Raw genomic sequence first — 22,330 nt, 5'->3', positions numbered from 1 at the left:
CCCGCTGTCCTTGATCGATCCCGATGTACGGGACAATCGACCCACTAGGACAGAACCACGGGGAGGAACCGTGTCCGGATTCGTAGAAAAGCCCGAGCCCCTCCAGGTGCCGGGTCTGGTGCATCTGCACACCGGCAAGGTGCGCGAGCTGTACCAGAACGAGGCGGGCGACCTCGTGATGGTCGCCAGCGACCGCACCTCCGCCTTCGACTGGGTGCTGCCGACGGAGATCCCCGACAAGGGCCGTGTCCTCACCCAGCTCTCCCTGTGGTGGTTCGACCAGCTCCGCGACCTGGTCCCGAACCACGTCCTGAGCACGGAACTGCCCGTCGGCGCCCCCGCCGACTGGGCCGGCCGCACCCTGGTCTGCAAGTCGCTCCGCATGGTCCCCGTCGAGTGCGTGGCCCGCGGCTACCTCACCGGTTCGGGCCTCGCCGAGTACAAGGAGTCCCGCACGGTCTGCGGCCTCGCCCTCCCCGAGGGCCTGGTCGACGGCAGCGAACTCCCCGCGCCGATCTTCACCCCGGCGACCAAGGCCGCCGTCGGTGAGCACGACGAGAACGTCTCCTACGAGGAGGTCGCCCGTCAGGTCGGCGCCGACACAGCCGCCCAGCTCCGCCAGGCGACCCTCGCCGTCTACGGCCGTGCCCGCGACATCGCCCGCGACCGGGGCATCATCCTCGCCGACACCAAGTTCGAGTTCGGCTTCGAGGGCGAGAACCTGGTCATCGCCGACGAGGTCCTCACCCCGGACTCCTCCCGCTTCTGGCCGGCCGACCAGTGGCAGCCCGGCCGCGCGCAGCCCTCGTACGACAAGCAGTTCGTGCGGGACTGGCTGACCTCGGCCGAGTCCGGCTGGGACCGGGCGAGCGAGCAGCCCCCGCCGCCCCTGCCGCAGCACATCGTGGACGCTACCCGCGCGAAGTACGTCGAGGCCTACGAGCGCCTGACGGGCATCGGCTGGGCCTGACGCGAAAGGCCCCGGTCGATGACCGGGGCCTTTGCGATGGAGCGGACGACGAGGCTCGAACTCGCGACCTCAACCTTGGCAAGGTTGCGCTCTACCAACTGAGCTACGTCCGCAGTGCGCCGTGGCGCGAGGCCAACTATACCCAACCCCGCTCCCGGGCGAGCCGCACGGCCGCGTGCCGGTTCTCCGCCCCGAGCTTGGAGACGGCCGACGACAGATAGTTCCGCACGGTCCCCTGGGACAGCGCGGCCCGCTCGGCGATCTCCGCGACGGGCGCCCCGTCGGCGGCGAGTTCGAGAACCTCCGTCTCACGCGAGGTCAGCGGGGAGTCACCGGCGGCGATCGCGTCGGCGGCCAACTCCGGGTCGACGTACCGGTTCCCGGCGTGCACGGTACGGATGATCTCCGCGAGCCGCTGCGCGCTCACCGTCTTCGGGACGAACCCGCGCACACCGGCCGCGAGCGCCCGCTTGAGGTGCCCGGGCCGGCCGTGGCTGGTGACGATCAGTGCCTGGCACTCCGGCAGTTCGGTGCGCAGGGATGTGGCGACGTTCACACCGTCGGTGCCCGGCATCTGCAGATCCAGGACGGCGACGTCGGGCCGGTGCGCCAGCGCCATCGCCAGCGCCTCCGGCCCGGTGGCCGCCTCGGCGACGATCACCAGGTCGTCCTCCAGGGAGAGCAGCGCCGCCAGCGCACCCCGGATGAGATGTTCGTCGTCGGCGAGCAGCACCCGCACGGTCATGAAGCGACCTCTCTCACAGCAGCCTTTCCGCTCAGCGGGACGTCGGCGACGACCCGGAAGACGCCCGCCTCGGCGAACCCCGCCTCCAGCGTCCCCTCTACGCCCCGCAACCGTTCCCGCAGCCCGGCGAGTCCCGAACCCCCGCCGGCGCCGGTGGGCCCCGCGCCGTCGTTCTCCACCGTCAGCACCACGTGCCCCTCCGTCCTGTCCAACGCGACCGAGCATCGGCCGGCGTTTCCGTGCCGGAGCACGTTGGTGGTGGTCTCGCGCACCACCCAGGCGAGCGCGGACTGCACCTCGGCGGACAGCCCGCCGGTCTCCCCGGTCACCGCGCACGCGATCCCCGCCGCCTTCAGCACCCCCTGCGCTCCCGCGAGTTCGACGCCCAGGTCGGCCTCCCGGTATCCGCGTACGACAGCGCGCACCTCGCGCTGCGACTCCTGCGCGATGCGCTGCACCTCGATCATCTGCTCCACGGCGTCCGGTCGTCCCCGTCGGGCCAGTTGCACGGCCAGCTCGCTCTTCAGGGCGATCACCGCCAGATTCCGGCCCATCACGTCGTGCAGATCCCGCCCGAACCGGAGCCGCTCCTCGGCGACGGCGAGCCGGGCCCGGGTGTCACGGGCCTCGTCGAGCCGGTAGACGGCGTCGAGCAGCCACACGGAGAAGACGGAGGTGAAGGCGAGGAATCCGCCGCCGACGAACACCGCGGTCATCGTCGCCAGAGTGGCCGGGCCGGGCAGTCCGACCGGGAACGCCACGATCCCGGCGCCCAGCGCGAAGCCGGCGACGACCGCGAGCACCCGTCGTCGTCTGCGCACGCCGAGCGCGGTGAAGCCGGCCCCGAAGACCAGGACGACTCCGAAGACCCCGCCCGCGGCGGTGTCGACGCCCTCGTGGTCCGGACCGTGCTCCGCGATGCCGATCGCGGTGACGGCGACGACCGCGGTGGCCGCGGCCAGGGCCCACAGCAGCCGGACGGGCTGCGGCCGGCGCCCGCGCGTCCAGTCCAGCGCCCGTGACGCCGTCACCGCGCTCAGGACGCAGTGCGCGACCGTCATCGCCGGCAGCCACCACCCCGTGCCGGTCCGCAGCCCGCCGGTGAACGGCAGTCCCACCGCCATGAACTCGGCCACGGCGAAGAAGTGGAACGACCACCGCGTGTATGTCTCGACCTTCGCGGGCGTGCTCTTCCGCCCCCACCAGCCCCACGGCCTGCGCATCCGCACGCCCCCCGTTTCCCCGTACTCCCGGCGCCGCGCGTACCTCAGCGCCGGGGCTCCCATCGGAACCACCGGCGTACAGCAAACACCGCCAGCAGGGTCCAGGCCAGTGCGGTCGCCAGGGCGCCCAGTGCCTCGTAGGCCGACAGGCTTCCGGTCCAGCCGCCGCGTATCAGGGTGATCACCGGGGACAGGGGCAGCAGTTCGCAGACGGAGGCGAGCCGGTCGGGCAGCAGTTCCAGGGGGACGGTCACGCCGGAGCCGGTCATCGACACGAGCACCATGGGCAGCGTGGTGACCTGCGCGTTCTCCACGGTCCGGGTCACCGCCGCCGTGACCGCCGCGAGGGCCGCGCACATCACCAGGCCCAACAGCAGTCCCAGGACGGCGAGATGAGGGGCCTCGGGGGCCGGCACGTCGAGCAGGACCGTGGTGCCGGCCACCAGCACCAGGGACTGCACCAGCCCCGTGGCGACGACGGGCAGCGCAGCCCCGCCGAGGATCTCCGGGTCCCGCAGCTCACCGGTACGCAGCCGCTTCAGCACCAGTTCCTCGCGCCGGGCGGTGTAGATGGCCGCCAGCGCCGAGTACACCCCGAACAGCAGCGAGAAGCCGATCGCGGCGGGCATCAGCACCAGGCCGACGCTGAGCCCGACGTCCTCCACGTCCATGTCCTCGACCACCGACGCCAGGCTCAGCGGCAGCACCAGCGGCACGAACACGGCGGCGATGATCGTGCTCTTGCTCCGCCCGAGCAGGGTCAGCTCGGCCCGTGCGAGGGCGGCCATCCGGCTCGCGGGAGTCGTGACCGAACGGCCGACCGCACGGGTGGTCAGGTCCTTCACCGATGCCTCGCTCATGCCGCGACCTCCTCGGTCTCGTCGTGCTTCGACGCCTCCCGGGCGATCCCCAGGAACGCCTCCTCCAACGAGGCCGACCGCACATCCAGCCCGCGCAGCGCGACCTGGGCCCGCTCGGCCCACACCAGGAGTCCGGTAGCCGCCCGCTGGAGCTCCCGGGTGCGCAGCCGTACGACGCGCCCGTCGACCTCGTGACCGCACACCCCCAGCTCGCCCAGCGGAGGCAGATCGCCCACGAAGTACCCCTCGGGCAGTTCGAAGGTGATCCGGGACGGCTGGGCTCCGGTCACCTCGGCAGGTGTCCCGGCGGCCGCGATACGGCCCGCGTGCAGGATGGCCAGCCGGTCGGCGAGGGTCTCCGCCTCTTCCAGGTAGTGCGTGGTCAGCAGCACCGTCGTACCGGCGTCGCGCAGGGCGCGCACCAGGTCCCAGGTGTCCCGGCGGCCCTCGGCGTCCAGGCCGGTGGTCGGCTCGTCCAGGAACAGCACCTCGGGTTCGCCGAGGACCGCGAGCGCCAGGTCGAGGCGGCGCCGCTCACCACCGGACAGCTGCTTGACCCGGACGTCGGCCCGCCCGGCGAGCCCGACCAGCGCCAGCGCCTCCCTGATCGGGCGGGCGCCGCTCACACAGCCGGCCCACATGCGCGCTGTCTCGGCGACGGTGAGCTCGGAGGGGAAGCCGCCCTCCTGGAGCATCACGCCGGTGCGCGGCCGGACGGCGGCCCGCTCGGTGTACGGATCGTGGCCCAGAACCCTGATCCGCCCGCCGTCGGGGCGCGCGAGCCCCTCCAGCAACTCGACCGTCGATGTCTTCCCGGCGCCGTTGGTGCCGAGCAGCGCGAAGATCTCACCGCGGTCGACGTGGAAGGAGATCCCACGGACCGCTTCGAACCCGCCCCCGTACACACGCCGGAGGTCGGTGACCTCGATCACGTGTTCATTCGTGTCCATGCCTCAAGCCTCCCCGCGGGCGGAGGCCGGCAGCAGTGCGAGGTGTCACCAGTCCGTATGACAAATGTCAGACGGTCGCTCGCGTCAGGCACCCGCTCAAGGCAGTCGCCCACCCGCTCACGGCACACGAAAAGACCCCGGTCCAATGGACCGGGGTCTGATTCCCGAGCGGACGACGAGGCTCGAACTCGCGACCTCAACCTTGGCAAGGTTGCGCTCTACCAACTGAGCTACGTCCGCATTGCCTCCGACCGGCTTTCACCGATCGGCGCGAGCACCACCCTACCTGATCCACAGCAGTGGTCAGGCAGGTCATGCAGAGCGGGTGACAGGGATCGCACACTGCGCCTTCCCCCTGGAAGGGGGATGTTCTACTACTGAACTACACCCGCGTGTACTCCGTGAGCTGGGCTTTTCGGCCTGGCCCCTCGGCGTGCTCCAGACTCTAGCTGACCAGGAGGGGTGCAGCGCAAGTCGGTACGTTCGAGGGGCCGGTGACCGGCCGTCGGCCCGCGGCTCACGGGGAGCCGATCAGCGGGTGCGGCTCACTGGGCGTCGGCGAACGCCTCGTAGACCTTCTTGGGGATGCGGCCGCGCGCCGGCACCTCCAGCTTGTTGGCCTGGGCCCAGGCCCGGACGGCCGCGGGGTCGGGTGCGACCTCCGTCTGCTTGTACGCCTTGCCGGACCTCGACCGCTTGCGGCCGGCGTCGACGTAGGGCTCGAGAGCCTTACGCAGTTTCTTGGCATTGGCTTCATTCAGGTCGATCTCGTACGACTTGCCGTCGAGCCCGAAGGCGATCGTTTCCGCCGCTTCCGAGCCGTCGATGTCGTCAAAGAGAGTGACCACGACCTTCTGCGCCACGAATATCGGTCCCTTCGTGCGACACCTCTGCGATGACGTGCCAAGACGTCACGGAGATGTCGACTGTCCGCCTGTTATGGGGCAAAGTATCGGCTATTGGCAATTCATTTGTACAGTGCCCGGCATTGCAATGTGAAGCTCGACTAAATCTGCCCGCGTGTCCCAGGGCAATAGGGAACGTCGGCGCACCCCGGATCTTTCCCTGAAATTTTCACCGAGGCACTGGTCCGATACCTGATCGTGATGGCGCTCACGTAGTTTCCTACAACTCTACCCGCGTAGAAATTTTGTACGGGTAGTCTGAAGACACCTGTTGGAGACACCCGCAGGCACCTGCTCAGCACCACACCACCGGGAGTGCCAGTGGCACGCGTCGTAGTCGACGTCATGCTCAAGCCGGAGATCCTCGACCCCCAGGGCCAGGCGGTGCAGCGCGCACTGCCGCGGCTGGGTTTCGAAGGCATCTCCGACGTACGTCAGGGAAAGCGATTCGAACTGGAAGTTGACGGGCCGGTCGACGAGGCCGCCCTCGCCCGCATCCACGATCTTGCGGAATCCTTCCTCGCGAACACCGTGATCGAGGACTTCACCGTCAAGGTCGAGTCGGAAGAAGCAGTCGCGGGAGCCGCGAAGTGACCGCTCGTATTGGCGTCGTCACTTTCCCGGGCAGCCTCGACGACCGGGACACTCAGCGTGCGATCCGGCTCGCCGGTGCCGAACCCGTCGCTCTCTGGCACAAGGACAAGAACCTCCATCAGGTGGACGCCGTGGTGCTGCCCGGCGGTTTCTCCTACGGCGACTATCTGCGTGCCGGAGCCATCTCCCGCTTCTCGCCGGTGATGGAGACCGTCATCGAGCAGGCGAAGGCCGGTCTTCCGGTCCTGGGCATCTGCAACGGCTTCCAGATCCTCACGGAGGCCCACCTGCTTCCCGGCGGGATGCTCGGCAACGACCACCTCCACTTCATCTGCCGCGACCAGAAGCTGCGGGTGGAGAACGCGGAGACCGCCTGGACCGCCGACTACGAGGCGGGCCAGGAGATCCACATCCCGCTGAAGAACATGGACGGCCGGTACGTCGCCGACGAGCGCACCCTCGACCAGCTCGAGGCCGAGGGCCGGGTCGTCTTCCGCTACCTGGACGTCAACCCCAACGGCAGCCTCCGTGACATCGCCGGCATCACCAACGAGGCCGGCAACGTCGTGGGCCTCATGCCGCACCCGGAGCACGCCGTCGAGCCCCTCGTCGGCTCCGGCCGCACCGACGGTCTCCCGTTCTTCACCTCGATCCTCAAGAAGCTGGTCAACGCATGAGCCGGACGCCTCTGGACACGGTCGAGCACGCGGCCGAGACCCCCGACGTCGAGCTGCCCTGGGCCGAACTCGGTCTGAAGAAGGACGAGTACGAGCGCGTGGTCGAGATCCTCGGCCGCCGCCCGACCGGCGCCGAGCTGGCCATGTACTCGGTCATGTGGTCCGAGCACTGCTCGTACAAGTCCTCCAAGGTCCACCTCCGCCAGTTCGGTGAGAAGGCCCCCCAGTCCGACGCGCTGCTCGTGGGCATCGGCGAGAACGCGGGCGTCGTCGACGTCGGCCAGGGCTACGCGGTCACCTTCAAGGTCGAGTCGCACAACCACCCCTCGTACGTCGAGCCCTACCAGGGCGCGGCCACGGGTGTGGGCGGCATCGTCCGCGACATCATCGCGATGGGCGCGCGTCCGGTCGCGGTCGTGGACCCGCTGCGCTTCGGCGCCGCCGACCACCCCGACACCAAGCGCGTCCTGCCGGGCGTCGTGGCAGGCATCGGCGGCTACGGCAACTGCCTGGGCCTGCCGAACATCGGCGGCGAGGTCGTCTTCGACGCCTGCTACCAGGGCAACCCGCTGGTCAACGCCGGTGCCATCGGTGTGATGCGGCACGAGGACATCCACCTCGCGAAGGCCTCCGGCGCCGGCAACAAGGTCATCCTCTACGGGGCCAGGACCGGCGGCGACGGCATCGGCGGCGCGTCGATCCTCGCCTCCGAGACCTTCGACGACGCCAAGCCGTCGAAGCGCCCGGCCGTGCAGGTCGGCGACCCGTTCCAGGAGAAGCTCCTCATCGAGTGCACCCTGGAGGCCTTCCGGGAGAAGCTCGTCGTCGGCATCCAGGACCTCGGCGCGGCCGGCCTGTCCTGCGCGACGTCCGAGCTGGCCTCGAACGGCTCCGGCGGCATGCGCGTCACCCTGGACGACGTACCGCTGCGCGACTCCACGCTCTCGCCCGAGGAAATCCTCATGAGCGAGTCGCAGGAGCGCATGTGCGCGGTCGTCGAGCCGGCGAAGGTCGAGCGGTTCCTGGAGATCTGCGACAAGTGGGACGTCATCGCGACCGTCATCGGTGAGGTGACCGACGGCGACCGGCTGGAGATCTTCTGGCACGGCGGCAAGATCGTCGACGTCGACCCGCGGACCGTGGCCCACGACGGCCCGGTCTACGAGCGCCCCTACGCCCGCCCGGAGTGGCAGGACGCCCTCCAGGCGGACGACGCGAACCGGCTGGCCCGGCCCACGACCGGCGCCGAGCTCAAGGAGCAGGTGCTCAGGCTGGTCGCCTCGCCCAACCAGGCGTCCAAGAAGTGGATCACCTCGCAGTACGACCACTTCGTGCAGGGCAACACCGTCCTGGCGCAGCCCGAGGACTCCGGCATGATCCGGATCGACGAGGAGACCGGCCTCGGCGTCGCCATCGCGACCGACGGCAACGGCCGCTACGCCAAGCTCGACCCCTACGCGGGCGCGCAGCTGGCCCTCTCCGAGGCCTACCGGAACGTGGCGACGACCGGCGCCAAGCCGCTCGCCGTCTCCGACTGCCTGAACTTCGGCTCGCCCGAGGACCCGGCGGTGATGTGGCAGTTCGCGGAGGCCATCCGCGGCCTCGCGGACGCCTGCCAGCAGCTGGGCACCCCGGTGACCGGCGGCAACGTCTCCCTCTACAACCAGACGGGCGAGGTGGCCATCCACCCGACCCCGGTGGTGGCCGTGCTCGGTGTGATCGACGATGTCGCGCGCCGCACGCCCGTCGCCTTCCAGGAGGAGGGCCAGCTGCTCTACCTCCTCGGCGACACGCGTGAGGAGTTCGGCGGTTCGGCCTGGTCCCAGGTCATCCACGACCACCTCGGCGGTCTGCCCCCGAAGGTCGACCTGGAGCGGGAGCGGCTGCTCGGCGAGATCCTGATCTCCGCCTCCCGCGACGGCATGATCGACGCCGCGCACGACCTGTCCGACGGCGGTCTGATCCAGGCGGTCGTGGAGTCGGCGCTGCTCGGCGGCAAGGGCGCGCGGCTGGTCGTACCGGACGGGCTCGACGCCTTCACCCTCCTGTTCTCCGAGTCCGCGGGCCGTGCCGTGGTGGCCGTCCCGCGCTCCGAGGAGCTCCGGTTCAACGACATGTGCGGGGCGCGCGGCCTGCCCGTCACCCGCATCGGTGTCGTCGACGGGGACACGGTCGAGCTCCAGGGTGAGTTCGAGCTGTCCCTGGAGGAGCTGCGCAAGGCCCACGAGGACACCATCCCGGCGCTGCTCGCGTAAGCACCACCCGCGGCATCCGTACGGCGGTCAAGGCCTCGTCCGTTCCCACGGGCGGGGCCTTCGTCGTGCCGTCACACGGTCGCGCAGAACGGGACGGCCCCGGTGTCACAGGCGGCCACTAGGCTCACCGCCATGCCCCCGGCCAGGAAACGCACCCGCGCGTACGACCCCGCCAAGACCCGCGCCGCGGTCACCGCGCAGTTCGGGAACGTACGGCGGGCCGTGGCCGGCCTCGGCCCCGAGCAGCTCGCGCTGCCGACGCGGCTGCCGGGCTGGACCGTACGGGACCTGGCCGCGCACGTGACCATGGCGGTGGCGACGGTCAGCCGCAACCTGGACCGGGACGAGCCCCCGAAGGCGGAGCTCACGCTCCTCGAGTGGCCGTTCGCCACCGCTGCCCGGGCCGCCGACATCTCCGACGGCACCCGGGACCTCGCCGCGGCCCACCCCGACCTGAACGCCCTGTTCGCCCGTACCGAGGAGCGCATCACCGAGGATCTCGCGACCGCCCCCGGTGACCGCCTCCTCGCCACCCGCACCGGCGCGATGAGCCTCGCCGACCACCTAGTCACCCGGACCGTCGAGCTCGTCGTCCACACCGACGACCTGAACGCCGCCGTCCCCGGCCTGGACATCCCGTACGACCGCCAGGCGCTCGCCGCCGCCACCCGGCTCCTCGCCGACGCCCTCGCCGCCAGGGCGCCCGGTGGCGCGACGGAGGTGCGGATCCCGCCGTACGCCGTCGTGCAGTGCGTCGAGGGTCCCCGGCACACCCGGGGCACTCCGCCCAACGTCGTCGAGACCGACCCGCTGACCTGGATCCGGCTGGCCACGGGCCGGGTGACCTGGCCGGACGCCGTGGAACAGGCGAAGGTCGCGGCGAGCGGCGAGCGGGCCGACCTCACGGCGCTGCTGCCCCTCATGTCCTGAATCCGACCCCAGGTGGAACCGACCGCCCCACCCGTCCCGTCGAACCGGCATGTACCGGCAGAGGCACAGCCCTACGCACATGTACAAGCAGCGACTGACGCTGACCGCGGCCGTCCTGCTCATCCCGCTCGCCGCGGCCTGCGGCAGCGAGAAGGCGGACGGTGAGCAGCCCGGCAGCGGGGCGGTGAGCGCCGAGCAGCCCGTCACCGGAGTCCGCTGGAACGTCGACAGCGTCACCGTGGACGGCGCCGTCCACCGGGCCCCGGCCGGCGCGCACGTCGAGATCCGCGACGGCAAGGCGGCGGGCAGTTACGGCTGCAACAACTTCACCGCCAAGGCCGCCGTCGAGGGCGACAGCATCCGGTTCAGCGACGCCAGGTCGACCAGGATGGCCTGCGCGGACCAGCCGATGGACTTCGAGCGCACGCTGGCCGGCACCCTCGCCGAGGGCGCCCTCAGCACCGAGGTCGACGGCACCACGCTGACGCTCGCCACGGCCGACGGCGATCAGGTCCTGCTGACCAGGAAATGACCCGGGGGAGGCTCCCCGGCTCCGGTGAGGCGCGCCCGTCGGCCGCGATGATGTGCGACACCTCACTCGCCCCTGCGGAACGGGTGCTCGGGCGGTCGCCCCCGGGGGCCGTCCGACCATCCAATGGATCACCATATCCGGCCATTGACCTGCGGAAATGAGTCGATCATGGAGGTGGCGGCCGGCCGGTGATCGAGTTACCGGCGGGTATCCCCAATTCGGACCAGTGGTCGATCTCGCCTACACTCGGTGGCGTGCCACGTGGTGACGGTCGACTCAGTCATGATCTGCTCCCCGGCGAGAAAGGCCCCCAGGACGCTTGCGGCGTCTTCGGAGTCTGGGCTCCCGGTGAAGAGGTCGCCAAGCTCACTTACTTCGGGCTCTACGCCCTCCAGCATCGAGGTCAGGAATCCGCGGGGATCGCGGTCAGCAACGGCTCCCAGATCCTCGTCTTCAAGGACATGGGCCTCGTGTCCCAGGTCTTCGACGAGACCTCGCTCGGTTCGCTCCAGGGTCATATCGCGGTCGGACACGCCCGCTACTCGACCACCGGGGCCTCCGTGTGGGAGAACGCCCAGCCGACGTTCCGTGCCACCGCGCACGGCTCGATCGCGCTCGGTCACAACGGCAACCTCGTCAACACCGCCCAGCTCGCCGAGATGGTCGCCGACCTGCCCAAGCAGGAAGGCCGCACCCCGCGCGTCGCGGCGACCAACGACACCGACCTGCTCACCGCGCTGCTCGCGGCCCAGGTCGACGAGGACGGCAAGCCGCTGACCATCGAGGAAGCGGCCCACCAGGTCCTTCCGCAGGTCAAGGGCGCCTTTTCGCTCGTCTTCATGGACGAGCACACCCTCTACGCCGGCCGCGACCCGCAGGGCATCCGCCCGCTGGTCCTCGGCCGCCTGGAGCGCGGCTGGGTGGTCGCCTCCGAGTCCGCCGCCCTCGACATCTGCGGCGCCGCCTACGTCCGTGAGATCGAGCCCGGCGAGTTCATCGCCATCGACGAGAACGGACTGCGGACCTCCCGGTTCGCGGAAGCGAAGCCCAAGGGCTGTGTCTTCGAGTACGTGTACCTGGCCCGCCCGGACACCGACATCGCCGGCCGGAACGTGTACCTCTCCCGCGTGGAGATGGGCCGCAAGCTGGCCAAGGAAGCGCCGGTCGACGCCGACCTGGTGATAGCGACCCCGGAGTCCGGCACCCCGGCCGCCATCGGTTACGCGGAGGCCTCCGGCATCCCCTTCGGCGCGGGTCTCGTGAAGAACGCGTACGTCGGCCGGACGTTCATCCAGCCCTCGCAGACCATCCGCCAGCTCGGTATCCGCCTGAAGCTGAACCCGCTGAAGGAAGTCATCAAGGGCAAGCGCCTGGTCGTCGTGGACGACTCGATCGTGCGCGGCAACACCCAGCGGGCCCTGGTCCGCATGCTCCGCGAGGCGGGTGCGGCCGAGGTCCACATCCGGATCTCCTCGCCGCCCGTGAAGTGGCCCTGCTTCTTCGGCATCGACTTCGCCACGCGCGCGGAGCTCATCGCCAACGGCATGACCATCGACGAGATCGGCACCTCCCTGGGCGCCGACTCCCTCTCGTACATCTCCATCGACGGCATGATCGAGGCGACCACCATCGCCAAGCCGAACCTCTGCCGCGCCTGCTTCGACGGCGAGTACCCGATGGAGCTTCCGGACCCCGAGCTGCTCGGCAAGCAGCTCCTGGAGACCGAGCTGGCCGCGGGTCCCGCAGCCACGGCCGCGGCTGACGCCATCCGTCGCCCGTAGCGCCGCAGAGCCCCGTTTCACCAACCCGAAAGATCCCAGGCAATGTCTTCTGTGTCTGATCAGTCCCCTCCGGCCACGGGCAGTGCCTCCGGCGCGTCCTACGCGGCCGCCGGAGTCGACATCGAGGCGGGCGACCGCGCCGTAGAGCTGATGAAGGAGTGGGTGAAGAAGACGCAGCGCCCCGAGGTCCTCGGCGGCCTCGGCGGCTTCGCCGGTCTCTTCGACGCCTCCGCCCTCAAGCGTTTCGAGCGTCCGCTGCTCGCCTCCGCCACGGACGGCGTCGGCACGAAGGTCGACGTCGCGCGTCAGCTCGGTGTGTACGACACCATCGGTCACGACCTGGTCGCCATGGTCATGGACGACATCGTGGTGTGCGGCGCCGAACCGCTGTTCATGACCGACTACATCTGCGTCGGCAAGGTCCACCCCGAGCGGGTCGCCGCCATCGTCAAGGGCATCGCCGAGGGTTGTGTGCTCGCCGGCTGCGCCCTGGTCGGCGGCGAGACGGCCGAGCACCCGGGTCTGCTGGGCGAGGACGACTTCGACGTCGCCGGCGCCGGTACGGGCGTCGTGGAGGCCGACCGGCTGCTCGGCCCGGATCGTATCCGCACGGGTGACACGGTGATCGCCATGGCGGCCTCCGGTCTTCACTCGAACGGATACTCCCTGGTCCGGCACGTCCTGCTGAAGCAGGCCGGGCTGTCCCTGGAGGCGCGGATCGACGACCTCGGCCGCACCCTCGGCGAGGAGCTCCTGGAGCCCACCAAGATCTACTCGCTGGACTGTCTGGCGCTCACCCGCACGACGGACGTCCACGCCTTCTCGCACATCACCGGCGGCGGCCTCGCGGCCAACCTGGCCCGGGTGATCCCGGACGGGCTGCACGCCGTCGTGGAGCGCTCCACCTGGACCCCGGCCCCGATCTTCGACCTGGTCGGCAGGACCGGCTCCGTCGAGCGCCTGGAGCTGGAGAAGACCCTGAACATGGGCGTCGGCATGATGGCGATCGTGCCCGAGGAGTCGACCGACGTGGCCCTGGCGACGCTGGCCGACCGTGGCGTGGAGGCCTGGGTCGCCGGCGAGATCACCGAACGCGGCGAGCACCCGACGGGCGCGGAGCTGGTCGGGGACTACGCCGGCTGAGGACCGGGCGGGCCTGCGACCGGGCAGGCCCATGACCGCGTAGGCAGCACAAGACCCGGTCGGTGACCGAAGTCACCGACCGGGCGGGTGCTCAGTACAAGGTCAAGCGCCGCGACGGTGTTGCGAGGAATCCTCGCCGTCATCCTCGTCGTCGTCCCCGTACAGCTCGGCGTACCGGGCGTACGGGTCGTCGTCTTGCTCATCGTCATCGTCATCGTCCTCGAATGGCTCACCATTCGGCGGAATATTCGATGGCGATGCGCCCAGCTCTTCGGCCAGGCGTGAGAGATCTGTCCCGCCGCTGTTGTACTTCAGCTGGCGGGCGACCTTCGCTTGCTTGGCCTTGGCCCGGCCGCGCCCCATGGCTCGACCCCCTCAACGACGGGGCTCGACGGCCCCAGGTTGACACGCGTTCATGATCCAGGACGGTCTCTCCGTGGAGAGCCCGTCGTAGGGCTCCCACGGTACCTGAGCCCACGCCCGTACGGTACGTCGCCCGTAGCACGCGCGTGTGCGCAGCACCTTTCGGTCGCCCCGTCCTCGCTGGTCAGTGGCGATTTTAACCACTTATCCGCGGCCGACCCGCCGGGAAGAGTGAGAGTTCTCTCCAACTTTCCTCCCGGCGGTACCGCCGAAACCCCTGGAGGGGTTGCCGCGGGGCCCTACTCGAGGGTCACCAGCCGCGCGCCTGGGCGGCCTCGTGCATCCGCTGCTCGGCGATCCGGTCGGCCGCCGCGGCCGGCGGAATCCCGTCCGCCTTCGCACGAGCGAAGATGGCGAGCGTGGTGTCGAAGATCTTCGCGGCCTTCGCCTTGCACCGCTCGAAGTCGAAACCGTGCAGCTCGTCGGCGACCTGGATGACCCCGCCGGCGTTCACCACGTAGTCCGGCGCGTAGAGGATCCCGCGGTCGGCGAGGTCCTTCTCCACACCCGGGTGGGCGAGCTGGTTGTTGGCCGCGCCACAGACGATCTTCGCCGTCAGCACCGGCACGGAGTCGTCGCTCAGCGCACCGCCGAGCGCGCAGGGCGCGTAGATGTCGAGCCCGTCGATCTCGATCAGGCGCTCGGTGTCGGCGACCACGACCACCGAGGGGTGCTTGTCGGCGATCCGCCGCACGGCTTCCTCGCGCACGTCCGTGATCACGACCTGGGCGCCCTCCGCCAGCAGGTGCTCCACCAGGTGGTGGCCGACCTTGCCGACGCCCGCGATGCCGACCTTGCGGCCCCGCAGCGACGGGTCGCCCCACAGGTGCTGCGCGGAGGCCCGCATGCCCTGGTAGACACCGAAGGCGGTCAGTACGGACGAGTCGCCGGCCCCGCCGTTCTCCGGTGAGCGCCCGGTCGTCCAGCGGCACTCGCGGGCCACGACGTCCATGTCGGCGACATAGGTGCCGACGTCGCAGGCGGTCACGTACCGACCGCCGAGCGAGGCCACGAAACGGCCGTACGCGAGCAGCAGCGCTTCGGTCTTGATCGTGTCGGGGTCGCCGATGATCACGGCCTTGCCGCCGCCGTGGTCCAGACCGGCCATGGCGTTCTTGTACGACATCCCGCGCGCGAGGTTCAGCGCGTCGGCGACGGCCTCCGCCTCGGTCGCGTACGGGTAGAAACGGGTACCGCCGAGGGCCGGGCCCAGAGCGGTGGAGTGGAGGGCGATGACGGCCTTGAGGCCGCTGGCGCGGTCCTGGCAGAGCACGACTTGCTCATGACCGCCCTGGTCCGAGTGGAACAGGGTGTGCAGTACATCAGCAGGTGCGCCGGAAACGTCGGTCACTGTGGTGACTCCCGGGTATCGAGCGGCGGTCGGGACGCAGGCACCGTAAGGGTGGCGGGCCTGATGGACTGAGAGTAGAGCCTGCCCGGCCCGCCGATCTCGCAGTGTCGGGGATCACCTTCTCCCGGAGTACCGCCATGGGACGATTCGCAGGGTTTCCCGATCGGCCGAAGGGGGAGGGAGCAGGCGTGCCCAAGGTGTCCTCGGTGGTCGTTCCGTACGCGGTCTATCTGCGTGTGTACGAGCCGCTGGCCGCCTTCCCCGAGCCCGAGCGCACCCACTGGGCGCGCTACGCCGGCCGCCCCGAGCTCCCCTCCTACCAGGACGAGCTGCGCCGCTCGCTGGCCGACCTGCTGCCCACCCCGCCGGTCGCGGTGCCCGTGCACGAGAGCGGCGACGCGTTCCTGGCCCAGGTGGACGGGGTGCTCTGTGTCTGCCCCTGGCGCACCCGGCTGCGCGGCTGGCTGGCCCTGGCGGAGCTGGACGACGAGCTGCCCCGGCCGGTCCTGGAGGCGGCACTGCCCGAGGTCGTGCGCCTGGAGGCCGCCAAGGACCACGAGCGGTGGCTGGAACGCAACCCCGATGCCCGCCCGTGGATCCGTACCGCCGTCTGGCAGGTGCCCCTGAACTGGTTCGTGCTGGTCTCCGACGAGGAGCGGGAGTACGAGAAGGGGACGGCGGAGGTGGCCCCCGTGCTGCGCTACCGCACCCCGATGGTGCAGGCGCGGCGCAGGGTGGCCCGGTCGCTGCGGACGCTGAAGGACACCATGGACGGCGGGCCGCTCGTCGAGGGCCTGGTGGACGTGGGTCGCTGGCTCGAGGAGTTCCACCCGCGTTCGCTGGTGGAACTGGATTACGGCGGTCTGGTGCACGTGCTGCCGGCGGGTGATCTGGAGGACGATCACTCGGCGAAGGACGTGGCCGAGGGCATCGAGGCGCTGCGGGTCGGCGACGGCGCGGCGGCGGGCGAGGCGTACGCGCGACTCGTGGAGCGGTGGCGTTCGGTGCGGGAGCGGCGCTCGGCGAACTGACGGCCGCCGTGGGTGCGCACGGCCGCCGACCTCCCGCGCTTGCTGTGATCTGACGATGTGACAGACGCGACAGCGCTTTCATTAGTGACGTACGTCACGGCCGTGAAGCAGTGGAACAGCGTACGGTCAACCGCACTTCACGGAACTGACGGGACGTAGGTCCCGATCCGGGCTTATGTCGCAAGGGTGATGGAACGCACGTACACGGCCCTTGCGTCGCTTGCCCCTCCTCGTGCCAAAATAGGACAAGGAGTCCGGGGAGGGCTCCGTCCGCCTGCTTATGCTCCACTGTGGGGGGAAATCTCAGCATTGCAGCGCTTTGGGGGGTCTGATGCCTCCTGATCGTCCTGTGACTGATCGTCACAGTGGCGTGACTGTCCGCTATGGCATGGTCCATCGGCTTCCGTCGCCGATGAACACCTGGGGGGCAATTCCATCGGTTTGGCCGACGCGGCTGGACGGATGGTGTAGTTGTAGTGCCGAGGACAAGCCGTTCGTCCTATAACCGACTCGACTCGCGTCCGCCATTTCGGGCAACGCGGGTCAAGGTGCAGAATTTAGAGGAAAGAACCGAGAAGGTTCGGTTCTCCCGAGGAGGCCGCTCATGACCGCTCGCACCCCTGATGCTGAGCCGCTGCTGACCCCGGCTGAGGTCGCCACCATGTTCCGCGTCGACCCCAAGACGGTCACGCGGTGGGCGAAGGCCGGCAAGCTCACATCGATTCGTACGCTCGGCGGACATCGCCGTTATCGCGAGGCCGAGGTCCGCGCACTGCTTGCGGGTATCCCGCAGCAGCGCAGCGAGGCCTGAACAAGTGAATAACCGGGCAACACGTCAGGTCCCCCAATCTGTTCGGACGCCCGAAACCTAGCTACAAGCGACGTGGGTCCTGCCCCAACAGGCCCCTCGCCCACTGGGAACGTCGTCGATCGCGCTGGACTCCGCCGGGTCCAGCGCGATCTTTTTTGTGCGCTTGAGACTGCTTGAGGGCGCTCGGCGGGTCGTATCAGGTGGCTCTGTGAGCGGCCTTGTCGGAGTCTGGGGAGGCTCTGGGAGGGTTCCTGGGGGCATCCTCCGGAGTGGTGCAATTGCACATATAAAATTGACCAGTTGTAGGAGCCTGGTAAGAACCCGGCTTTTCAAAACTCATGCCGTGACACCCGTCACATGCCAGCAGCCTTGTTGCCTCTGGCTCATGTGCGCTAGAGGAGGCTCTCATTCCAGCACCCCACGTGGGTACGGCCGTTGGCGGACGCGAGTGCGGACACGAGTGCGGCCGGAGGTCATGAGGACGCCGGATCAGGCCTTCGAGGGGCTCTCGCCCTCCACGGCCCCTTCAGGGGCCTCCGTGCCCCGTGGGGGGCCGTCCATGGCCAGCCGCAGCAATCGGTGGCAGATCGGGCAGTGGCGGGTCAGATGCCGGTAGGGGGTCGCGGCCGACAGGTGCGCGCGAAGCAGTGCCCGCGTCTCGTGCCTGACCGATGCCGCCATGCCCCACCTCCGTCGGGGCCACGCGGGAACGGGCCCTGGCTTCTGGGGTACCGGCGGAAAGTGACGGCGTCAAGGGAGCGGCGGACAACGCGGAGAGCCCGGATCCGAAGATCCGGGCTCTCCGGCACTGCGGTCCTGACGGGATGTGCCGTACCCGATTGCGGCTGCGCCGCGGGCGCGGCCTGCGCCTTGGCCCGGCGGTCGGCGGGTTGATGCAGGTCACGACAGCGAGCGAGGCCCGCCTCCCTTGACGGGAAGCGGGCCTCGCTCGTTCACTGCGGTCCTGACGGGATTTGAACCCGCGGCCTCCACCTTGACAGGGTGGCGAGCACTCCAAACTGCTCCACAGGACCAGGTTTTGCGGCACTTGATGTTGCGTTGCGCTGCGAGAAGGACTGTACAGGAGGGTGAGCCCGCCGGTCGAACTCACCCTCCGTGCGGGAGCCGTTACGGGGCCAGCGCGTCGATCGCCTTCACGATCCGCTTGTCGGAGACCGCGTACGCCGTGCCCAGCGCGTGGGCGAAATAGCTGACCCGGAGCTCCTCGATCATCCAGCGGACGTCCAGGACCTGCTGGGGAACCGGCCGGCCCTGCGGGAGCTGCTCCAGCAGCCACGCGTACTCGTCCTGCATCTCGTGGACCTTCTCCATGCGGCTGGTGTCCCGCTGGACGCCGGTCGGCATCTGCTGGAGCCGCCGGTCCGCGGCCACCAGGTAGCGCATGAGGTCGGGCAGGCGGCGCAGCCCCGCCCAGGTCACGAAGCCGGGCTTCACGAGGGCGTCCAGTTGTTTGCGCACGTCTGCCAGGTTCGCGAGCAGCACGGGGCTGCGTACGCCCTTCAGGCGGCGCTCACAGGCCTGCCAGGCGGCCAGGACCTGCTGCACCTGCCCCACCGTCCGCACCGTCGTGTCGACGATCTCCGCGCGCACCTTCTCGTAGAGCTTCCGGTACGACTCCTCGTCCCAGGCCGGACCGCCGAAGTCGGCGATCAGCCGGTCCGCCGCCGCCATCGCGCAGTCGTCGAACAGGGCCTGGATCGAGCCGTGCGGATTCGCGGACAGCGCGAGCTTCTGGGCGTTCGTCAGCTTCTCGGATGCGAACTTTGCCGGATTGACCGGGATGGTGCGCAGGATCAGCCGACGCGTGCCCTTCCACATCGCCTCCGCCTGCTCCGCCTCGGTGTCGAAGAGGCGCACGGACACGGTGTCGCCGTCGTCGACGAGCGCCGGATACGCCTTCACCGGCTGGCCCGCGCGGCGGGTCTCGAAGACGCGGGCGAGCGAGCCGATCGTCCAGTCCGTCAGGCCCGAACGCTCCAGGGACTCGCCGCCCTGCCGTTCGGCGGTGGCCGCGGCCGCCTGCGAGATGGCCTGCCTCGCCTTCGGCCTCAGCCGGAGCTTCAGGGCCTCGAGGTCTTTGTCCTCGGCCAGGTTGCGGCGCCGCTCGTCGACGATCCGGAAGGTGATCCTCAGATGGTCGGGGAGCCGCGACCAGTCGAAGTCGTCGGCCTCGAACGGGACGCCGACCATGCGCTTCAGCTCACGCGCCATGGTCGTCGTGAGCGGCTCCTGAAGGGGCACCGCCCGGTCCAGGAAACGCTTCGCGAAGTTGGGCGCCGGTACGTAGTGGCGGCGGATCGGCTTGGGGAGGGAACGGATCAGCTCCGTGACGACCTCCTCCCGCAGACCCGGGATCTGCCAGTCGAAGCCCTCGTCCGTGACCTGGTTGAGGACATGGAGCGGGATGTGGACGGTCACGCCGTCCGCGTCCGCGCCCGGCTCGAACTGGTACGTCACCCGGAACTTCAGCTGACCCTGCCGCCAGGAGTCCGGATAGTCGGCCTTGGTGACGGCCTCCGCCGACTCCCGGATGAGCATCTCCCGCTCGAAGTCCAGGTGATCGGGCTGCTCGTGCCGCTTGTGCTTCCACCACGAGTCGAAGTGCGCGCCGGACACGACGTGTTCGGGCACCCGCTGGTCGTAGAAGTCGAACAGCGTCTCGTCGTCCACCACGATGTCCCGGCGCCGGGCACGGTGCTCCAGCTCCTCGACCTCGCTGAGGAGCCGGCGGTTGTCGGCGAAGAACTTGTGGTGCGTGCGCCAGTCGCCCTCGACCAGTGCGTTGCGGATGAACAGGTCGCGGGAGGTCTCCGGGTCGATCCGCCCGTAGTTGACCTTCCGCTGGGCGATGATCGGGACGCCGTACAGCGTCACCTTCTCGTCCGCCATGACGGCCGCCTGGTCCTTCTCCCAGCGCGGCTCGCTGTACGTCCGCTTCAGCAGGTGCCCGGCGAGCGGCTCGACCCACTCCGGCTCGATCCGCGCGTTGACGCGGGCCCAGAGACGGCTCGTCTCCACCAGTTCGGCGGACATCACGAAGCGCGGCTGCTTCTTGAAGAGGGCCGAACCCGGGAAGATCGCGAACTTGGCGCTCCGCGCACCCAGGTACTCGTTCTTGTTGCCGTCCTTCACGTCCTTCATGCCGATGTGCGAGAGCAGCCCGGCGAGGAGCGAGACATGGACGCTCTGTTCGGGCGCGTCCTCCTCGTTCAGATGGATCCCCATCTGCTTGGCGACCGTGCGGAGCTGCGAGTAGATGTCCTGCCACTCACGGATGCGCAGGAAGTTCAGGTACTCCTGCTTGCACATACGCCGGAAGGAGGAGGAGCCGCGCTCCTTCTGCTGCTCGCGCACGTACCGCCACAGGTTGAGATAGGCGAGGAAGTCGCTGGTCTCGTCCTTGAAGCGGGCGTGCTGCTGGTCGGCCTGGGTCTGCTTGTCGGCCGGGCGCTCGCGCGGGTCCTGGATGGACAGCGCGGCGGCTATCACCATGACCTCGCGCACACAGCCGTTCTTGTCGGCCTCCAGGACCATCCGCGCGAGGCGCGGGTCGACGGGCAGCTGGGCCAGCTTGCGGCCGGTCTGGGTGAGCCGCCGGCGGGGATCCTTCTCGGCCGGGTCCAGCGCGTTCAGTTCCTGGAGCAGCTGGACGCCGTCGCGGATGTTGCGGTGGTCCGGCGGGTCGATGAAGGGGAACTTCTCGATGTCGCCCAGGCCCGCCGCGGTCATCTGGAGGATGACGCTGGCCAGGTTCGTACGGAGGATCTCGGCGTCCGTGAACTCCGGGCGGGCGAGGAAGTCGTCCTCGTCGTAGAGCCGGATGCAGATGCCGTCGCTGGTCCGGCCGCAGCGGCCCTTGCGCTGGTTGGCGCTGGCCTGCGAGATCGGCTCGATGGGCAGGCGCTGGACCTTGGTGCGGTGGCTGTAGCGGCTGATGCGGGCGAAGCCGGGGTCGATGACGTACTTGATGCCCGGGACGGTCAGGGACGTCTCGGCCACGTTCGTCGCCAGGACGATCCTGCGGCCCGTGTGCTGCTGGAAGACCCGGTGCTGCTCGGCGTGCGAGAGCCGGGCGTAGAGGGGCAGCACTTCCGTGAAGCGGTACTTCTTCTTCTCCAGCGCGTCGGCCGTGTCCCGGATCTCCCGTTCACCGGAGAGGAAGACGAGGATGTCGCCCTTCCCTTCGGACTGGAGCTCCTCGACGGCATCGCAGATCGCGGTGATCTGGTCGCGGTCGGCGTCCTCGGAGTCCTCTTCGAGGAGCGGCCGGTAGCGGACCTCCACCGGGTACGTCCGCCCGCTGACCTCGACGATCGGCGCTTCGCCGAAGTGCCGGGAGAAACGCTCCGGGTCGATGGTCGCGGAGGTGATGACGACCTTGAGGTCCGGGCGGCGGGGGAGCAGCTGGGCGAGATAGCCCAGCAGGAAGTCGATGTTGAGGGACCGCTCGTGGGCCTCGTCGATGATGATCGTGTCGTACGCGCGCAGCTCACGGTCGGTCTGGATCTCCGCGAGGAGGATGCCGTCCGTCATCAGCTTCACGAAGGTGGCGTCAGGGTTCACCTGGTCGGTGAACCGCACCTTCCAGCCGACGGCCTCGCCGAGGGGCGTGCGGAGTTCCTCGGCGACCCGCTCGGCGACGGTGCGGGCGGCGATCCGACGGGGCTGCGTGTGCCCGATCATGCCGCGGACGCCGCGCCCCAGCTCGAGACAGATCTTGGGGATCTGGGTGGTCTTGCCGGACCCGGTCTCACCGGCGACGATGACGACCTGGTGATCACGGATGGCGGCCGCGATCTCGTCCTTCTTCTGGCTGACCGGAAGCTGCTCGGGGTACGAGACGGCCGGCACCCGGCCGCGCCGCAGGACCATCCGCTCCTCGACCTGTGCGACCTCCGCCTCGATCTCGGCGAGGACGGCGGCACGGGCCTCCGGCTTGCGGATCCTGCGCGCGCCTTCGAGCCTGCGCCCGAGCCGGTGCGCGTCGCGCAGGGACAGCTCGGTCAGGCGGGGGGCGAGGTCGCCGAGGGCGGGAGTGCCCGGAGCGGAGGCGCCGGGAGTGGGGTGCGTAGACATACGCGATCCAGGATCTCATCTCGGCGAAAGAAGGGGCGAGTGCTTTTGGGCC

The 22,330-nt window shown here is 69.7% G+C and carries 19 protein-coding genes and 4 tRNA genes; 10 read left to right on the top strand and 13 right to left on the bottom strand.

Translation table 11 applies throughout. The features are described from left to right. Window positions 1–70 precede the first annotated feature (70 nt). Window positions 71–970 carry a phosphoribosylaminoimidazolesuccinocarboxamide synthase gene (locus OG736_RS21420; protein WP_327183868.1) on the top strand — a complete coding sequence of 300 codons (900 nt, stop codon included), beginning with the start codon at window positions 71–73 and terminating at the stop codon, window positions 968–970. A 37-nt stretch (window positions 971–1,007) separates the two neighbouring features. Here the strand turns inward: OG736_RS21420 and OG736_RS21415 are convergent. From OG736_RS21415 to OG736_RS21380, 8 genes are all read right to left on the bottom strand, one after another. Continuing rightward, window positions 1,008–1,083: transfer RNA gene (locus OG736_RS21415), tRNA-Gly, on the bottom strand. Between the two features lie 23 nt (window positions 1,084–1,106). Continuing rightward, on the bottom strand, window positions 1,107–1,715 hold the full coding sequence (locus tag OG736_RS21410) for a response regulator transcription factor (RefSeq protein ID WP_020131283.1): 609 nt from the start codon (window positions 1,713–1,715) through the stop codon (window positions 1,107–1,109). Beyond that, the gene (locus tag OG736_RS21405) at window positions 1,712–2,938 is read right to left on the bottom strand and encodes a sensor histidine kinase (protein ID WP_327183867.1); all 1,227 of its coding nucleotides are present in this window, start codon (window positions 2,936–2,938) and stop codon (window positions 1,712–1,714) included. Before OG736_RS21405 ends, OG736_RS21410 begins: the two co-directional genes overlap by 4 nt. A 44-nt stretch (window positions 2,939–2,982) precedes the next feature. After that, on the bottom strand, window positions 2,983–3,798 hold the full coding sequence (locus tag OG736_RS21400; RefSeq protein ID WP_327183866.1) for an ABC transporter permease: 816 nt from the start codon (window positions 3,796–3,798) through the stop codon (window positions 2,983–2,985). After that, the gene (locus OG736_RS21395) at window positions 3,795–4,748 is read right to left on the bottom strand and encodes an ABC transporter ATP-binding protein (protein ID WP_327183865.1); all 954 of its coding nucleotides are present in this window, start codon (window positions 4,746–4,748) and stop codon (window positions 3,795–3,797) included. Before OG736_RS21395 ends, OG736_RS21400 begins: the two co-directional genes overlap by 4 nt. Window positions 4,749–4,915: 167 nt before the next feature. Then, window positions 4,916–4,988: transfer RNA gene (locus OG736_RS21390), tRNA-Gly, on the bottom strand. Window positions 4,989–5,068: 80 nt separating this feature from the next. Beyond that, window positions 5,069–5,140: transfer RNA gene (locus OG736_RS21385), tRNA-Gly, on the bottom strand. Window positions 5,141–5,293: 153 nt separating this feature from the next. Further along, a complete protein-coding gene (locus OG736_RS21380) occupies window positions 5,294–5,611 on the bottom strand; it encodes a histone-like nucleoid-structuring protein Lsr2 (protein WP_020131279.1) in 318 nt (105 codons plus the stop codon). Between the two features lie 363 nt (window positions 5,612–5,974). On the opposite strand from OG736_RS21380, the gene purS reads away from it, so the two are divergent. From purS to purM, 7 genes are all read left to right on the top strand, one after another. Beyond that, the gene (gene purS / locus OG736_RS21375; protein WP_020131278.1) at window positions 5,975–6,247 is read left to right on the top strand and encodes a phosphoribosylformylglycinamidine synthase subunit PurS; all 273 of its coding nucleotides are present in this window, start codon (window positions 5,975–5,977) and stop codon (window positions 6,245–6,247) included. After that, window positions 6,244–6,924 carry a phosphoribosylformylglycinamidine synthase subunit PurQ gene (purQ, locus tag OG736_RS21370; RefSeq protein ID WP_020131277.1) on the top strand — a complete coding sequence of 227 codons (681 nt, stop codon included), beginning with the start codon at window positions 6,244–6,246 and terminating at the stop codon, window positions 6,922–6,924. Before purS ends, purQ begins: the two co-directional genes overlap by 4 nt. Beyond that, a complete protein-coding gene (gene purL / locus OG736_RS21365; protein ID WP_327183864.1) occupies window positions 6,921–9,179 on the top strand; it encodes a phosphoribosylformylglycinamidine synthase subunit PurL in 2,259 nt (752 codons plus the stop codon). Before purQ ends, purL begins: the two co-directional genes overlap by 4 nt. A gap of 132 nt (window positions 9,180–9,311) precedes the next feature. Continuing rightward, window positions 9,312–10,109, top strand: a complete 798-nt coding sequence (locus OG736_RS21360) for a maleylpyruvate isomerase family mycothiol-dependent enzyme (RefSeq protein ID WP_327183863.1) — start codon at window positions 9,312–9,314, stop codon at window positions 10,107–10,109. Window positions 10,110–10,188: 79 nt separating this feature from the next. After that, window positions 10,189–10,641 (top strand): META domain-containing protein, encoded by a 453-nt coding sequence (locus OG736_RS21355; RefSeq protein WP_327183862.1) that lies wholly within the window; start codon window positions 10,189–10,191, stop codon window positions 10,639–10,641. Window positions 10,642–10,895: 254 nt separating this feature from the next. After that, entirely contained in the window at window positions 10,896–12,422 is a 1,527-nt protein-coding gene (gene purF / locus OG736_RS21350; RefSeq protein ID WP_028807077.1) for an amidophosphoribosyltransferase, read from the top strand. 42 nt (window positions 12,423–12,464) lie between these two features. Continuing rightward, entirely contained in the window at window positions 12,465–13,565 is a 1,101-nt protein-coding gene (purM, locus tag OG736_RS21345) for a phosphoribosylformylglycinamidine cyclo-ligase (protein ID WP_327183861.1), read from the top strand. A 102-nt stretch (window positions 13,566–13,667) separates the two neighbouring features. On the opposite strand, the gene OG736_RS21340 is transcribed toward purM, so the two are convergent. Continuing rightward, a complete protein-coding gene (locus tag OG736_RS21340) occupies window positions 13,668–13,928 on the bottom strand; it encodes a DUF3073 domain-containing protein (protein ID WP_020131270.1) in 261 nt (86 codons plus the stop codon). 310 nt (window positions 13,929–14,238) lie between these two features. Continuing rightward, the gene (locus OG736_RS21335) at window positions 14,239–15,339 is read right to left on the bottom strand and encodes a Leu/Phe/Val dehydrogenase (protein ID WP_327183860.1); all 1,101 of its coding nucleotides are present in this window, start codon (window positions 15,337–15,339) and stop codon (window positions 14,239–14,241) included. Window positions 15,340–15,527: 188 nt separating this feature from the next. On the opposite strand from OG736_RS21335, the gene OG736_RS21330 reads away from it, so the two are divergent. Both OG736_RS21330 and bldC read left to right on the top strand, forming a co-directional pair. Beyond that, window positions 15,528–16,370, top strand: coding sequence for a DUF8083 family protein (locus OG736_RS21330; protein ID WP_327183859.1), 843 nt, complete (start codon window positions 15,528–15,530; stop codon window positions 16,368–16,370). 604 nt (window positions 16,371–16,974) lie between these two features. Beyond that, window positions 16,975–17,181: a developmental transcriptional regulator BldC gene (gene bldC, locus OG736_RS21325; protein ID WP_003949541.1), complete on the top strand. Its 207-nt coding sequence runs from the start codon at window positions 16,975–16,977 to the stop codon at window positions 17,179–17,181. 489 nt (window positions 17,182–17,670) lie between these two features. On the opposite strand, the gene OG736_RS21320 is transcribed toward bldC, so the two are convergent. The 3 genes from OG736_RS21320 to hrpA form a co-directional block, all read right to left on the bottom strand. Next, window positions 17,671–17,862: a DUF6274 family protein gene (locus tag OG736_RS21320; RefSeq protein ID WP_327183858.1), complete on the bottom strand. Its 192-nt coding sequence runs from the start codon at window positions 17,860–17,862 to the stop codon at window positions 17,671–17,673. A gap of 278 nt (window positions 17,863–18,140) precedes the next feature. After that, window positions 18,141–18,215 (bottom strand) — tRNA-Asp (locus tag OG736_RS21315). Between the two features lie 94 nt (window positions 18,216–18,309). After that, entirely contained in the window at window positions 18,310–22,278 is a 3,969-nt protein-coding gene (gene hrpA / locus OG736_RS21310; RefSeq protein ID WP_327183857.1) for an ATP-dependent RNA helicase HrpA, read from the bottom strand. Window positions 22,279–22,330: the final 52 nt, after the last annotated feature.

This window comes from Streptomyces sp. NBC_01334, assembly GCF_035983595.1.
GTDB classification, from domain to species: Bacteria; Actinomycetota; Actinomycetes; order Streptomycetales; family Streptomycetaceae; genus Streptomyces; species Streptomyces coriariae.
Note: the sequence above shows the minus strand (reverse complement) of the source record. Positions and strands in the feature narration are given on the sequence as shown.

Coding starts and splice junctions, on each gene's coding strand:
- OG736_RS21410 (WP_020131283.1), bottom strand. CDS start 1,715: ATGACCGTGCGGGTGCTGCTCGCCGACGACGAACATCTCATCCGGGGT.
- OG736_RS21405 (WP_327183867.1), bottom strand. CDS start 2,938: ATGCGCAGGCCGTGGGGCTGGTGGGGGCGGAAGAGCACGCCCGCGAAG.
- OG736_RS21400 (WP_327183866.1), bottom strand. CDS start 3,798: ATGAGCGAGGCATCGGTGAAGGACCTGACCACCCGTGCGGTCGGCCGT.
- OG736_RS21395 (WP_327183865.1), bottom strand. CDS start 4,748: ATGGACACGAATGAACACGTGATCGAGGTCACCGACCTCCGGCGTGTG.
- purL (WP_327183864.1), top strand. CDS start 6,921: ATGAGCCGGACGCCTCTGGACACGGTCGAGCACGCGGCCGAGACCCCC.
- OG736_RS21360 (WP_327183863.1), top strand. CDS start 9,312: ATGCCCCCGGCCAGGAAACGCACCCGCGCGTACGACCCCGCCAAGACC.
- OG736_RS21355 (WP_327183862.1), top strand. CDS start 10,189: ATGTACAAGCAGCGACTGACGCTGACCGCGGCCGTCCTGCTCATCCCG.
- purM (WP_327183861.1), top strand. CDS start 12,465: ATGTCTTCTGTGTCTGATCAGTCCCCTCCGGCCACGGGCAGTGCCTCC.
- OG736_RS21340 (WP_020131270.1), bottom strand. CDS start 13,928: ATGGGGCGCGGCCGGGCCAAGGCCAAGCAAGCGAAGGTCGCCCGCCAG.
- bldC (WP_003949541.1), top strand. CDS start 16,975: ATGACCGCTCGCACCCCTGATGCTGAGCCGCTGCTGACCCCGGCTGAG.
- OG736_RS21320 (WP_327183858.1), bottom strand. CDS start 17,862: ATGGCGGCATCGGTCAGGCACGAGACGCGGGCACTGCTTCGCGCGCAC.
- hrpA (WP_327183857.1), bottom strand. CDS start 22,278: ATGTCTACGCACCCCACTCCCGGCGCCTCCGCTCCGGGCACTCCCGCC.